Origin of the sequence: Leeuwenhoekiella polynyae (assembly GCF_004104075.1) — a bacterium.
GTDB classification, from domain to species: Bacteria; Bacteroidota; Bacteroidia; order Flavobacteriales; family Flavobacteriaceae; genus Leeuwenhoekiella; species Leeuwenhoekiella polynyae.
The window spans coordinates 38651-52102 of record NZ_QOVK01000009.1; the positions used below are offsets into that span (position 1 = coordinate 38651).

Sequence of the window (13452 nt, forward strand, 5' to 3'; positions counted from 1 at the left end):
GTTAAAAATTGAAAGTGCCATAATTAGCAAACCTCCACTTTTTACTTTTTACAAAAATCAGACATTCTAAAACGCTGACTTCTAATTCTTTTACGCTGTTAATTCAGCTTTTACCCAGTCGTAACCTTTTTCTTCTAGCTCAAGTGCTAATTCTTTACCACCAGATTTTACGATTTTACCGTCTACAAGAACGTGTACAAAATCTGGAACGATATATTCTAGCAAGCGCTGGTAGTGTGTAATAACAATAACCGCATTGTCTTTACTGCGCAATTTGTTCACCCCATTAGAGACAATACGTAAAGCATCAATATCTAAACCAGAATCAGTCTCATCAAGTATAGCAAGCTTAGGCTCTAACATCGCCATTTGAAAAATCTCATTACGCTTTTTCTCACCACCTGAGAACCCTTCATTTAAGGAACGAGATAAGAATTTACGATCGATTTCTAAAAGCTCAGATTTCTCACGAATCATCTTCAGCATATCACTAGCAGGCATATCTTCTAAACCTTTAGCCTTACGCGTCTCGTTGATTGCTGTTTTGATGAAATTAGTCACCGAAACTCCAGGTATCTCAACAGGATATTGAAACGAAAGAAAAACACCTTTGTGCGCACGCTCTTCAGCATCTAATTCTAAAATAGATTCGTTCTCAAACAAGATGTCCCCGCCAGTCACTTCATACTCTTCTTTTCCCGCAACAACAGAAGACAAGGTACTTTTACCAGAACCGTTAGGCCCCATAATCGCGTGAACTTCTCCTGCGTTTACTTTAAGATCAATCCCTTTTAAGATGTCTTTGTCTTCTATACCTGCATTCAGATTTTTTATCTCTAACATATTCTAAATTCTTTAGGCTGATTTATAATGCCTTTTTCTGATATTCTTAATTAATTATCCTACTGAACCTTCTAATGAAATTTCTAATAATTTCTGAGCTTCAACAGCAAACTCCATCGGTAGTTTGTTTAGCACTTCTTTACTGAAACCATTCACAATCAATGCGATTGCTTTTTCAGTATCTATACCACGCTGGTTACAATAGAAGATTTGATCTTCACCAATCTTACTCGTAGTAGCCTCGTGTTCTACCCGTGCTGTTTTGTTTTTAGCTTCGATATATGGGAAAGTATGCGCTCCACATTTATTACCCATTAATAACGAGTCACACTGTGAAAAATTCCGTGCGTTTTCAGCTCTGCTGTTTATCTGCACCAGACCCCGGTAGCTGTTTTGAGATTGACCGGCAGAGATCCCTTTAGAGATAATCGTACTCTTAGTGTTCTTACCTATATGAATCATCTTTGTACCCGTATCTGCCTGCTGAAAGTTGTTAGTAACAGCAATCGAGTAAAACTCACCGATTGAATTATCACCTTTCAATATACAACTAGGATATTTCCAGGTTACAGCACTACCGGTTTCAACTTGTGTCCAGGAGATTTTTGCGTTTTTCTCGCACAATCCGCGTTTTGTCACAAAGTTGTACACCCCACCTTTACCTTGATCATTACCAGGATACCAGTTCTGTACCGTTGAATATTTAATCTCTGCATCATCTAAAGCAATCAACTCAACAACTGCTGCGTGTAACTGATTTTCATCACGTGAAGGAGCTGTACACCCCTCTAAATAACTCACGTAACTACCTGCATCAGCAACCACAAGAGTTCTTTCAAACTGACCCGTCCCGGCCTGATTGATTCTGAAATAAGTAGAAAGCTCCATCGGGCAGCGTACGCCTTTAGGAATGTAACAGAAAGAGCCATCACTAAAAACTGCACTATTTAAAGCAGCGTAAAAGTTATCTTTCTGAGGAACCACTGAACCAATATATTTTTTTACCAATTCAGGATGTTCTTTTATCGCTTCAGAAATAGAGCAAAAAATGATTCCCTTTTCAGCAAGCGTCTTCTTAAAAGTTGTTGTTACCGAAACAGAATCCATAACCACATCAACCGCGACACCTGCAAGCTTTTTTTGCTCATCAAGAGAAATACCCAAACGTTTGAATGTATCTAGTAATTCAGGGTCTACTTCATCAAGACTATCATATTTTGGTTTCTTTGAAGGAGCAGAATAATACGAAATATTCTGAAAGTCTGGTTTTGCATAATGCACATTAGCCCACTCTGGTTCTTCCATCGTTTGCCAATATCTAAAAGCTTCAATACGCCAGTCAGTCATCCATTCCGGTTCTCCTTTCTTTAAAGATATTGCTCGCACAACATCTTCGTTCAACCCATTAGGAAACGTTTCAGATTCAATATCTGTGTAGAATCCGTATTTATATTCTTTGGTCGCTAACTCTTTTTCTAAATCGTCTTCTGTATACGCCATATACTTTATCTAAGCTGTTTGTTACAAACAGTAATTATCATTATTATAGTGAAAAACTTTCTCCACAACCGCAGGTGCGTTGTGCATTGGGGTTGTTAAAGACAAAACCTTTACCATTTAATCCCCCACTGTACTCCAGAACAGTACCTATCAGATAGAGAAAACTACGCTTATCAACAATCAGTTTGATATCATTATCTTCAAACAATTTATCTTCTTCCTGAAGACTTTTATCAAACTTTAGCTCATAAGACAAACCACTGCAACCGCCGCTCTTAACCCCCACTCTAACGTAGTCTACAGCAGCATCATAACCCTCCTCGCTCATAAGGCCGGCTATTTTCTTTTTTGCGTCTTCGCTTACTTTAATCATATCACTTCTTAATTGGTGCAAATATACCATTTAAGTAGGGTTTTACCATACAACCTTACATTAAACTATCTTATAAAATAATAAAGGAATTATATCATAAACTCTATTTGCTATTCCTTTTAACTATAATTGGTTCAATCCAGAATTCAAAGTTCAGGCGACTGCTGATCTGAGCTCTTTTTTACAAAGATTTTTGTTTTAAAACAGTCTTGAATATCGGGTTTCGTTTATTCCATTTAACTTTGCAGCCAAAAGCAAGGCTATTATGTTTGACAATAAAGATCAATCCCGAACTTCATTAAGCGACTTGGGTGAATTTGGACTTATAAATCATCTGACTCAGAATTTTACCATACGCCAAAACAGTACCGTAAAAGGTATTGGCGACGATGCTGCAATTGTAAATACCGAAGGTAAACAAATGGTAGTAACAACAGATCTCTTAGTTGAAGGTGTACATTTTGACCTCAGCTTTATGCCTTTAAAACATCTGGGTTACAAAGCGGTAATGGTAAATCTTTCTGATGTGTATGCGATGAATGCTGAAGCGACACAAATTACCGTTTCTATTGCTGTCTCTAACCGGTTCCCTCTTGAAGCGCTTGAGGAATTATATGCAGGGATTGAATTGGCTTGCTCTATCTATAATGTTGACTTAATAGGTGGCGACACCACTTCAAGCACAAAAGGTTTGTTAATTAGCGTTACTGCTTTAGGCACTGCAGAACCGGAAGCTCTTGTAAAACGTGACGGTGCTAAAGATGGAGATCTTTTGGTAGTATCCGGAGACCTTGGTGCATCTTATATGGGACTGCAAGTCTTAGAACGTGAGAAACAGGTTTACAAAGTAAATCCCAATGCGCAGCCGGACTTAGAACCTTATTCCTATATCATAGAACGTCAACTAAAGCCTGAAGCCCGAAAAGACATTGTAGAATTGCTTAAAAAGATGGAGGTCAAACCTACCTCAATGATTGACATCAGCGATGGTTTATCATCAGAAATCATACACTTGTGTAAAAGCTCTAAAACAGGTGTTCGTCTATACGAAGAGAAGATCCCATTAGACCCTCAACTTATTAATGTCTGTGAGGAATTTGAAATTGACAGCACAACAGTCGCTTTGAGTGGCGGTGAAGATTATGAATTACTATTCACCATCAATCAGGATGATTATGAGAAAGTAAAAGGAAATCCACATTTGACTGTGATTGGTCATATCACCCCAGAAAGTGATGGCATGAACTTGATTACAAGAGCAAATACCTCCATACCTATTGTAGCCAGAGGATGGAATGCTTTAAAAGATGAGGAATAAAAAGCTAATTAAGCAGATTGCCGTCTAGTATTCTTAAAAATATAGAATTTCTCCATCACTTCATTGATGCGTCTCAATTTTGGAGTTAAGGTTTCCAGTTCGCCATAGTCGTTTTCTGTAAACTGCTTTTTACAATGTGAACACTCGTATTCTTTTTTATTCGTCTGATAAGAACGGAGAATAGTGTACTTGTGTCCAAATAATTTACACTGTAATCTTTTAAAAGGGTTTCTAGTTTGGGATTCGATACTCATGAGGTAGGGAGTTTTATGAAGTTAGCATCCCAAATTTAACAAAACAAAACGTTAAAAATACATTTTTAAACGTTTAAATACCTAGTCGAGCTCAAAATCACATATGTTCTCAATTTAGGTTATATATATTGAGAATCTTTCAAGTATAAAAGCTTATAATCAGAAATTTACAATCAATACAGCATTAAGCCTACCTTAAAAATCCAACAAAAGAGCTAAAACAGCGTCAAAATTCTCGATATTAAGCATATGTCCACCAGGCAATACGCTTATTTCCACATCAAAACCATTAAATTTTTCCCGCATTTGTTCAGCAGATATTAAGGTATCCTGAGCTCCTAAAATCATCCACTTTTTAAAGCGGGCTTGTTTCCAAAGCATTTTATTATCAGAGCGTAAAGCCATTCCGTTTTGACAAGCGACATACCCGGCTACAGGTGTTTTCAATGCCTCTTTTTTAGTGTACGAAATTTCCTCTTTCAATTTTCCTCTCAACTCAACTGAAAAAAGATTTGCCACAGACATAGAGATCATCGCCTTATAATTCTTTTGAGCAACAGCTATTCCATGTTGTCTCAATTCCTTACGAGCTTCAGTATCAGCTTCGGGAGTAGAATTTAAAAGGCATATACCCGCTGTTTTCTCAGGAAACAAAGCTGCATACGCAAGTGCTACGTAGCCCCCCATAGAATGTCCTACAAATTTCACTTGATTGACATGAAGATTATCAAAGAGCTCATCAAGCGCTACAGCCATCTTACTCATTGTGTTAGCACCGGGTAAGACATTAGTATTACCGTGACCCGGAAGATCAACAAGTATAATGTGATTTTTTATTGACAATTGTTCAATAAAAGGCAACCACATTTTTCGATTCTCTAAAAATCCATGCAGCAGACAAAGGGTCTCTCCACTCCCAAATTCCTCATAAAATAGACTGCTTTGCACTTTAGTTGGCTTCATTTTATTTTATCTTTCGGGTGGAAAGTTACATCGTGTATGGGTTTTAAAAAAGAAACACTAATTACTGGTTTCGCTATATTTTCACTTTTTTTTGGAGCAGGTAATTTAATCCTGCCTCCATTACTGGGTTACAATTCTGGGGATCAGTGGTCTTTGGTCACATTAGGTTTTGTTATTTCCGCAGTATTTATTCCAATTTTAGGAATTTTTGCCCACGCACGTTTACAGGGCACGATGCTAGACTTCGCATCTAAAGTGCATCCTAAATTCAGCCTTGTATTTTGCATATTGATCTATCTGGTCGCTATAACATTACCGGGACCTCGTACCGCTTCCTTAACGTATGAAATGGCGCTTCAACCATATTTTACGTTAAGCTCCCTTACATTGAGCTCAATTTATTTTGGTCTGGTTTTATTATTTACACTCAACCGCTCAAAAATCTTAGATCTCCTAGGAAAATATTTGACACCGCTTTTACTCATTATTCTTATAACTATAATTGGTATTGCTTGTTTTGCAGAATTACCACAGGCTACTACCAGTTCGATAACAAATCCGGTAAGGTCTGGAATCTTAGAAGGCTATCAAACTTTTGATGCAATAGGCGCAATAGTCATAGGCGCTGTGATCGTTATTTCGTTAAAACTTAGAAATCAAGAAGATTTTAATACCAAAAAAAAGATTTTAAAACGAGCTGCTATTTTAGCAGGAATGGGTCTATTTAGCATTTATACCGGCCTCATTTATATAGGCTCCTTGTACCGAAATAGCATAGAAAATCCATCTCGCACTGACCTGCTTTCTTTTTTGAGCTATGAGACTTTGGGAAGTGGCGGCCGCTTAATTTTAGCTTTTGTAGTAAGTATCGCCTGCTTTACTACGGCGGTAGGAATCGTTACCGGAACAGCAGATTTTGTAAAAGGCTTGTTTAAAAATTCTCAAAAAGCTTATGTCATTACGGTTATTTTAGGCTGCTTAATTGGTGTCATTATAGGGCAAACCGGTGTCGCGTATATTATAGAGATTGCAGTGCCGGCTCTAAATTTTATCTACCCACTAGTTATTGTTTTAATAGTGCTGAATGCCTTACCAGAAAAATACACTTCTCAAAAGGTATTTAGAATCGTTGTCTTAACTACTATATTTTTTAGCATTCCAGATTTTTTAAAAAGCCTGAATATTTTGAGCCTTGAAAATACAAAACAACTGATCCCTCTGGCAGAATATGGCATCACCTGGTTTGTTCCCACAATTCTTTCGTATGGTATTGCGCGTATAGCTGAATATTTTACAAGTAAAGCACAACCTTTAAATCCAGAAGACTAATGGCAAAAAAAGGAACTCCCAAAAACGGAAAAAATAAGGCGAAGCACACCAAGCTTCTCAAGCAAAAAAAAGAAAAATTACGTAAAGAAAAAGAAGCAAGAGCTGCAAAACTCAAGGCGATTATCAATGCGTCTAAATCTGATAAAGAGTAAGCAAAAGCTTATTCTTGATAACGAACTCACAATATATTATGAAAGCAACACCAACTTTAATTTGTATACCAGACATTAGTGGGTTTACTCAATTTATGCGCGAAGCAAACTTTGAATTGACTTCTCAGGTCATTCCTGCTTTATTAAATGAAATAATTTATGCCAACACCCTAGACCTTAAAGTCTCAGAAATAGAAGGTGATGCTGTTTTATTTTTTAGAAAAGGAGAATTGCCTGACCTCGCTTCACTTATAGAGCAATGCAAAATCTTTTATACAGATTTTTACAAACGTATTTTAGAACTGCACAAAAAACATCAATCTGAAGAAGACGCTATTACAATACCAGAAATTCTGGGTCTTAAAATCATTTTGCATTATGGTGAAGAGATCGCAATGGTGCCTATAGGCAATCGAATTAAACTCATGGGTGAAGACGTTATAACCGCTCACCGGCTTTTAAAAAACAACATTAAAATCGATGAGTATATTCTAATTTCAGAACAACTCTTTGAGCATTTTCCTGAAGAAGCGTTTAAAAAATACTGCGACTGGTCGCCCTTAAAAAAACAGTCTGTAGAAGTTGAACATCTGGGAACACTTAATTATCGCTATATTGATTTAAATCCGTTAAAAAACATCAAGTAGTATATTCTACAGAATGAATTTTTAGATGTTTTAAATTTCCACCAAGATTTATTTCTGCAGTTTCTCCCGTTTCTTTTCCTATTAAGACTTTAGCTATGGGAGCTGTAAATGCTATTTTTTGCTTTTTGACATCTGCTTCATCCACTCCTACAATGGTTATTGTTTTAAGATTAGAATCCCCATCAACTGTATAAGTAACCTTTGCGCCAAAACGCACTTCTTCTGTTTGCACGTTACTTAAAATACGCGCAGAATGTATTCGATCTACTAAAAGATTTAATTTTCCGTTTAAAACGGCTAAGGCTCTTCTGTGTTCCCGCTCATTAGGTTCATCAAGACTAGCGATCCTTAGTTCTAAACTTTCCTTTTCACCTTTAAGCTCTTTAAATCCATCAGGGGTAACATAATTTACCACTCCTGCAGGCAATGCAGCACGTGGGGGTATGATAGGAGTTTCTTCCTGATCATCTTCTTTTACAAATCCTCTACTCATAGCTTGTTATATAGAAAAATAATGTAATACATTACTTCTAAGAAGTCCCTAAAAAATATTTAAAATATCAAAAAGACCCTTATCAAAATAGAATAAGGTATTGTTTTCAAACAAAGCTTAAATTTTAACTAAGAAATTTTAAACAGAACCCTATTTTTGCACCGTAAATTATCTAGTGATAAATCAACAGGATAATAGTTCAAAACAAGTTTAAATTTCGGTGTTAAACCCGAAGCATTTAATTCTCGAGTGAAAAACCTAGTAATTATTTTCGCATTTCTTATGGTCCTGCGCCCTGCGTTTCCATTTTTAGAATATGCTTTTGATTACGAATACATAAGTACTGTTCTTTGTGAAAACAAAGATGTCCCTAAGCTCAATTGTAATGGGAAATGTTACCTTATGAAAGCTCTTGCTGAAGCTTCAGAAAAAGAGTCTACTCAAAAAAAGAAAAGCAACACAGCAAACGTAGAGCTCCTTCCTTTTATACTTACTACAAGTGATTTTACGGTTCCTGTAAAATTTGTAGAAACTACATTTGTTCCGTTCTCATTTGCTTCAAAATTTATAAACAGAGAAACCTCACAAAGTCTCTTACGCCCACCCATCGCTTAGTTTAGACATATCTATTTTATAAACTAAACTTTTAAGCAATGAACATTTTTAAAAAATGTCTCGTGGTGTTTGCATGTATCACACTATCTGCAAGTATGATTTCTTGCGATGACAATGCAGCACTACGTGACCAATACAATTCTTTATTTACTGAAGTAATAGCTATTCACGATGAGCTTATGCCAGAAATGGGGAAACTCACCGAACTACAAGAACAACTTCAAGCTCAAGATTCGATAACTTCTGCTCAGCAAGAGGCCTTAGATAAACTTAAGGAATCAGACAACAGAATGATGTCATGGATGCACGATTTTACAGATACCTATGTAAAAGACCGCACGCCGGTTGCTAAAATGACTGCTGCAGAACTTGAAGAAAACATTGAAGGTCTAACAACCGAACTTGAAGAAGTTAAAGACCTCCGCGATTTTACAAATGAAAGTATAGCATCAGCTCAAAAAAGCCTTAAATAAATCAATCTGTTGAAGTTTTTCTGGCCTCTTTTTGCTGCGTTTATCTTGCTGCAGCCTGCTGTACCCATACTCAACTATGTATTCAATTACGATTATATAGTAGACGAATTGTGCGTAAACCGGGACCGCCCAGAGCTCAATTGCAAGGGTCGCTGCTATCTTATGCAGGCACTTGCCGATGAAGCTTCAAAGAAAAAAGATGCCCAAGAGCGGGGCGCTAAAAACAATCTTCAGCTAACAATTACCTACTTCCTGGAGCATACTACTGCCTGGGATTTTAAATTTCTAAAACCCAGACCCAAAAATAAAGTAGAGGACTGCTACAATCGTACAGTGACTTCAGGTCATACGAATCAGATTTTAAGACCACCCATTTTCAGCTAATTATACAGAAAAGCCACAGCATTTGATTTTCAAAATTGAATGTCAAAAACTGCTGTGCAAATAGTTCAGGCAAACGCCTGACACATCCCGTATGGGAAAAAAATTAAATTCTAATAATTACTGAAATGACAACATTAAAAAGATTTCAATACTTGATTTTAGCCACCGGGCTAACGCTTACTTCATGTTCATCAGACGATGATGCTACTCAAAACCTAACAGGAGAAAACAACCTTACGATAGAATTTGACAACAGTGTAAATGGCGATGATTTACTTTTAGATAGTTCAACCTACACAAACAGCAATAGCGAAGTACTCACCATAAACCGTTTCAATTATATTGTGAGTAATTTTGTTTTAATCGATACTGAAGGAAACGAGTTTACTTATCCTAAGGACGACAGTTACTTTATAATTAGTGAAGAAGCAGATTTAAGCGAAGTAACGTTAACTAATATTCCTGCCGGAGATTATGTTGCGGTACGTTTTGGTTTAGGTGTTGACCAAGAAAAATACCTGCAAGGTGCAGAAGGTCAGGGAGATTTACTTCAGTTGGCTGAAGAAACAGACATGATGTGGTCTTGGCTTGCCGGCTATAAATTTTTAAACTTTGAAGGCTCCTTTACCTCTCCTACTGTAACAGAAGCAACAGACTTTAAAATCCACATGGGAAGCCATGGCAGCAGTTTAGACAACTACAAAGAGCTTACTTTAGAATTGCCTACCAATGCTTTAGTTAGTTCAAACTTGAGCCCTATCGTACATCTAGCAGTTGATGCCAATCAAATACTTGACGGTAACACTAAAATTTTACTATCTGAGAAGGCAGTTGTTATGGTTGACGAAGTTAAAAGCCCGCAAATTGCCACCAATGCTGCAGCTATGTTTCGTGTAGATCACGTGCACAATGGTGAGAATCTTGAGCATTAATTAATACTAAGGTGCAGCATTATAAATGCTGCACCTAACTTTTTATATATGAAATACAGTATTAAAATTGCTTTAAGCATGGTAGTGCTCAGTCTGATTTTTGCGTGTAGCAAAAGTGACGACACAGATTACTTTGCTTTAGATGAAAACCTAGAGGTTAGTATACCGGCTAATTTTCCGGAGATGCAATACGATATCAGTAGAAATCCGCCTACAAAAAACGGATTTGAACTGGGCAAAAAACTGTTTTACGATGGTAAATTATCATCCAACGGATTTATTTCTTGTGGCTTTTGTCACGAACAACGCTTTGCCTTTACGCATCACGGACATCAATTTAGCCACGGTATTGACGACTTAGAAGGAATCCGAAATGCTCCGGCTGTTCAAAACATGGCTTTTCAAAGTCAATTCTCTTGGGATGGCGGCACCTCTCATCTTGATTTATTTCCCATTATCCCTATTACTAATGAGGTTGAAATGGGAGAAACCATAAGTAATGTGCTTAAGAAACTACAAGCAGATAGCGAATATCAGCGGTTGTTTGCTTCGGCTTTTGAAGACGGTTCGGTTAATAACGAAAACTTCTTTAAAGCACTTTCTCAATTCATGGTTATGATGATCTCGTCTAACTCTAAATACGATAAATACGTACGGAATGAGCCTGGCGGTGAATTTTTAGAATTAGAAGAAGAAGGACTGCGTGTTTTTGAAGCCAAGTGTGCTTCTTGTCACAAAACCGATTTATTTACAGATAGTGCTTTTAGAAATAACGGTCTTCCTCCCTATCCCGGAATTAACGATCTGGGCCGGACAGAAGTTAGCGGCAGCACCACAGACCACTATAAGTTTAAAGTACCCAGTTTGCGCAATGTCGCTGTCACAGCCCCTTATATGCACGACGGGCGTTTTGGAAGCTTGGCCTCTGTACTCAATTTTTACAATTCGGGAGTACAGGATTCTGAAACCTTAGATCCCATATTAAAACAAAATGGCAGATTAGGAATAGCACTCAGTACTAAGGAGCAAGAAGCCCTGATCGCCTTTTTACAAACCCTTACAGATTCTGAATTCCTCAACGATGAGCGTTTTGCAGAATACTAAAATAGACTTCAGATGAAAAAATACATAACTATTTGCTTGATGCTAGCAGCAGCATTTTCTGCACAAGCCAATACCAATACAAATACTATAAATCCTGAAATCAATCCTTTTTATAAATATGATTATGAAGACTGTGATTTTTGCGGTTGCGGAAGCACTGGTGGTGGTATGGGTTATGGTACGGTAGGCAACGAAAATTTTATAGGCCTGCGTTACATTTACCAACGTTATCAATCCAGAGACGGGATTTTTAATAATTCACCCTGGGTAGAAGAGAATTTCAACACCCTACAGATTTGGGGTAAAATTCCAGTTACCGAAAAACTGAGTATAACGGCTATCGCTCCGTATCATTTTCACAACCGAAATTTTATTGACGGAAGTTCTCAAAACATCAATGGGCTTGGCGACATGAGTATTCTTGCTTTTTACACGCTGATCACTCCGGTTCCTGATGGTTTGTATGAAAATCAAATAACAAAATACAAACACAGTCTTGAAATAGGTGGTGGAGTAAAAGTACCCACCGGTGAGTACAAGCGTTCTAACAATGAAGGCAGTGTAAACCCAAGTTTTCAAGTGGGTACAGGAAGTTTTGACTACATTGTAGCTGCTAATTATTCAGTAGGGTATGAAAACTGGGGCTTGGGCTTGATGACCAACTATACCTTTAAAACCGAAAACAAAAAAGACTATCATTTTGGCGATCAATTCACTTATGGAATCAATCTTTCTAAAGTGTACAATACACTTAAAATAAACAAGATCATTCCGTTTGTAGGTTTGGCAGGTGAGGTTTATTCAGAAAATGAAAACTATGGTTTACCTGTTGCAGGTACAGAAGGCAATGTACTTTTTGGACGCTTAGGCGCTGAATTTTCTCTAAAAAAACTAAGTGCTGGTGTTAATTTAATGCTTCCGGTAAGTCAAGATTTAAATGATGGTAAAGTAGAAGCTAAATACCGCTTAGGACTTCATTTTAATTACGTTTTATAATCTAACTAGTAGTGTTTGGGAACGTATTATAGAATCATTTCCAAACACTAACTATTAAAAATTTTCTATCATTTTCTTAGCAAACGGGTAAGAAAACGCCTTTTTGAACGAGCGGGATACCTTCTGTGCTTAGTGAGGTTATTGAAAACCAAAGCTGTTACAAAAAGAATTAAGGTTCCTGTTAAAACCGGAGATAGTACATATCCATAGCCTAACTCACTAATTTTTGTATTTCCTATAATAGCTATTAATGCTGTAGCACCACCGGGTGGATGTAACGTTTTTGTAAACTGCATAGCAATTATAGAGGTGGCCACAGCCAAAGGCGCTGTAACCCAAATAACGTCTGGCATAAACTTACCTATCGTAACACCAATAGCTGCTGATATAAGATGCCCACCTATTAAATTTCTAGGTTGCGCCATAGGACTGTTTATTGCTCCGTAAATCAAAACACTAGAAGCACCAAAAGAACCGATTAAGAAAATATTTTCTAGTTCTGTTAAAAACTGAGACTGCACCCAAGCGATAAGTCCTATCCCTACAAATGCACCCACAAATGACCAGAAATACTCTTTATAGTCAACAAAAGTTTCTTTGTAAATAATGTATTTAGAAATTCTATAAGTCCTTCTTACATTTCTTTTAGGCATTGGCTATAAACTTTTTTATAATTGCGTCTCTGAACTTAAAACCTACAGCATAAAACTGTCTATAAAGGTATCTTGTTGCTCAACGGTTTTGATGTATAAATCAAAAATTTCCATCTTTAAAAATAATGTATAGTATCTCCTGCTGCACATTCCAAATTGAAGTTCCCAGAGCTGTCACTACAGAAGTTTCTTTTGATTTATCAGAACCCTTTGAATTTAAAATCAAAGTTATATACTGCTTTTTTGAATCTAAAGCCCGCAATATATTACTATAAAGTCGTACCACATCGTTTGGAAAATACTGGGCATCCCAAATTCTGGCACTATGCAGTTTAGCATCTAATACGCTTAAAGCATATCCATAAGAATCCTGAATAAGATGATGTGAAAAATTCATTACCTTTTTAAGATGCACATATTCTT

The 13452-nt window shown here is 36.9% G+C and carries 18 protein-coding genes; 10 read left to right on the forward strand and 8 right to left on the reverse strand.

What is annotated here, in order from left to right:
• Positions 1 to 90 precede the first annotated feature (90 nt).
• The 3 genes from sufC to DSM02_RS11255 are packed head-to-tail and all read right to left on the reverse strand — an operon-like array spanning position 91 to position 2716.
• Positions 91 to 843 carry a Fe-S cluster assembly ATPase SufC gene (gene sufC, locus DSM02_RS11245; protein WP_128761657.1) on the reverse strand — a complete coding sequence of 251 codons (753 nt, stop codon included), beginning with the start codon at positions 841 to 843 and terminating at the stop codon, positions 91 to 93.
• Between the two features lie 54 nt (positions 844 to 897).
• Positions 898 to 2343 (reverse strand): Fe-S cluster assembly protein SufB, encoded by a 1446-nt coding sequence (gene sufB / locus DSM02_RS11250; protein WP_128765726.1) that lies wholly within the window; start codon positions 2341 to 2343, stop codon positions 898 to 900.
• 43 nt (positions 2344 to 2386) lie between these two features.
• Complete coding sequence (locus tag DSM02_RS11255; RefSeq protein WP_128761811.1) at positions 2387 to 2716, reverse strand: HesB/IscA family protein; 330 nt, start codon at positions 2714 to 2716, stop codon at positions 2387 to 2389.
• 265 nt (positions 2717 to 2981) lie between these two features.
• On the opposite strand from DSM02_RS11255, the gene thiL reads away from it, so the two are divergent.
• Positions 2982 to 4034, forward strand: coding sequence for a thiamine-phosphate kinase (gene thiL / locus DSM02_RS11260; protein ID WP_128765727.1), 1053 nt, complete (start codon positions 2982 to 2984; stop codon positions 4032 to 4034).
• A gap of 8 nt (positions 4035 to 4042) precedes the next feature.
• Here thiL and DSM02_RS11265 read toward each other — a convergent pair whose 3' ends face one another.
• On the reverse strand, positions 4043 to 4288 hold the full coding sequence (locus DSM02_RS11265; protein ID WP_128765728.1) for a DUF1660 family phage protein: 246 nt from the start codon (positions 4286 to 4288) through the stop codon (positions 4043 to 4045).
• A 195-nt stretch (positions 4289 to 4483) separates the two neighbouring features.
• Positions 4484 to 5251 carry an alpha/beta fold hydrolase gene (locus DSM02_RS11270; RefSeq protein WP_128765729.1) on the reverse strand — a complete coding sequence of 256 codons (768 nt, stop codon included), beginning with the start codon at positions 5249 to 5251 and terminating at the stop codon, positions 4484 to 4486.
• Positions 5252 to 5287: 36 nt separating this feature from the next.
• Between DSM02_RS11270 and brnQ the strand changes: the two genes are divergently transcribed.
• The 3 genes from brnQ to DSM02_RS11280 are packed head-to-tail and all read left to right on the forward strand — an operon-like array spanning position 5288 to position 7379.
• Positions 5288 to 6580: a branched-chain amino acid transport system II carrier protein gene (brnQ, locus tag DSM02_RS11275; RefSeq protein WP_128765730.1), complete on the forward strand. Its 1293-nt coding sequence runs from the start codon at positions 5288 to 5290 to the stop codon at positions 6578 to 6580.
• Positions 6580 to 6732 (forward strand): hypothetical protein, encoded by a 153-nt coding sequence (locus DSM02_RS20380; RefSeq protein ID WP_164918296.1) that lies wholly within the window; start codon positions 6580 to 6582, stop codon positions 6730 to 6732. The genes brnQ and DSM02_RS20380 overlap by 1 nt, the downstream gene beginning before the upstream one ends.
• Before the next feature lie 38 nt (positions 6733 to 6770).
• Entirely contained in the window at positions 6771 to 7379 is a 609-nt protein-coding gene (locus DSM02_RS11280; RefSeq protein ID WP_128765731.1) for a DUF2652 domain-containing protein, read from the forward strand.
• Here DSM02_RS11280 and DSM02_RS11285 read toward each other — a convergent pair.
• Positions 7372 to 7872 (reverse strand): GreA/GreB family elongation factor, encoded by a 501-nt coding sequence (locus DSM02_RS11285; RefSeq protein WP_128765732.1) that lies wholly within the window; start codon positions 7870 to 7872, stop codon positions 7372 to 7374. The two genes, DSM02_RS11280 and DSM02_RS11285, sit on opposite strands and share 8 nt — an antisense overlap.
• Before the next feature lie 402 nt (positions 7873 to 8274).
• Between DSM02_RS11285 and DSM02_RS11290 the strand changes: the two genes are divergently transcribed.
• From DSM02_RS11290 to DSM02_RS11315, 6 genes are all read left to right on the forward strand, one after another.
• Positions 8275 to 8487: a hypothetical protein gene (locus DSM02_RS11290; protein ID WP_128765733.1), complete on the forward strand. Its 213-nt coding sequence runs from the start codon at positions 8275 to 8277 to the stop codon at positions 8485 to 8487.
• Positions 8488 to 8525: 38 nt separating this feature from the next.
• Positions 8526 to 8960 (forward strand): hypothetical protein, encoded by a 435-nt coding sequence (locus DSM02_RS11295; protein ID WP_128765734.1) that lies wholly within the window; start codon positions 8526 to 8528, stop codon positions 8958 to 8960.
• A 9-nt stretch (positions 8961 to 8969) separates the two neighbouring features.
• The gene (locus tag DSM02_RS11300) at positions 8970 to 9344 is read left to right on the forward strand and encodes a hypothetical protein (protein WP_128765735.1); all 375 of its coding nucleotides are present in this window, start codon (positions 8970 to 8972) and stop codon (positions 9342 to 9344) included.
• A 125-nt stretch (positions 9345 to 9469) separates the two neighbouring features.
• Positions 9470 to 10276, forward strand: coding sequence for an MbnP family protein (locus DSM02_RS11305; RefSeq protein WP_128765736.1), 807 nt, complete (start codon positions 9470 to 9472; stop codon positions 10274 to 10276).
• Between the two features lie 48 nt (positions 10277 to 10324).
• Complete coding sequence (locus tag DSM02_RS11310; protein ID WP_128765737.1) at positions 10325 to 11380, forward strand: cytochrome-c peroxidase; 1056 nt, start codon at positions 10325 to 10327, stop codon at positions 11378 to 11380.
• A gap of 12 nt (positions 11381 to 11392) precedes the next feature.
• A complete protein-coding gene (locus DSM02_RS11315) occupies positions 11393 to 12376 on the forward strand; it encodes a transporter (protein WP_128765738.1) in 984 nt (327 codons plus the stop codon).
• A gap of 68 nt (positions 12377 to 12444) precedes the next feature.
• On the opposite strand, the gene DSM02_RS11320 is transcribed toward DSM02_RS11315, so the two are convergent.
• Together DSM02_RS11320 and DSM02_RS11325 are read right to left on the reverse strand one after the other, a co-directional pair.
• A complete protein-coding gene (locus DSM02_RS11320; RefSeq protein WP_128765739.1) occupies positions 12445 to 13029 on the reverse strand; it encodes an HPP family protein in 585 nt (194 codons plus the stop codon).
• 100 nt (positions 13030 to 13129) lie between these two features.
• On the reverse strand, positions 13130 to 13426 hold the full coding sequence (locus tag DSM02_RS11325; protein ID WP_128765740.1) for a hypothetical protein: 297 nt from the start codon (positions 13424 to 13426) through the stop codon (positions 13130 to 13132).
• Positions 13427 to 13452: the final 26 nt, after the last annotated feature.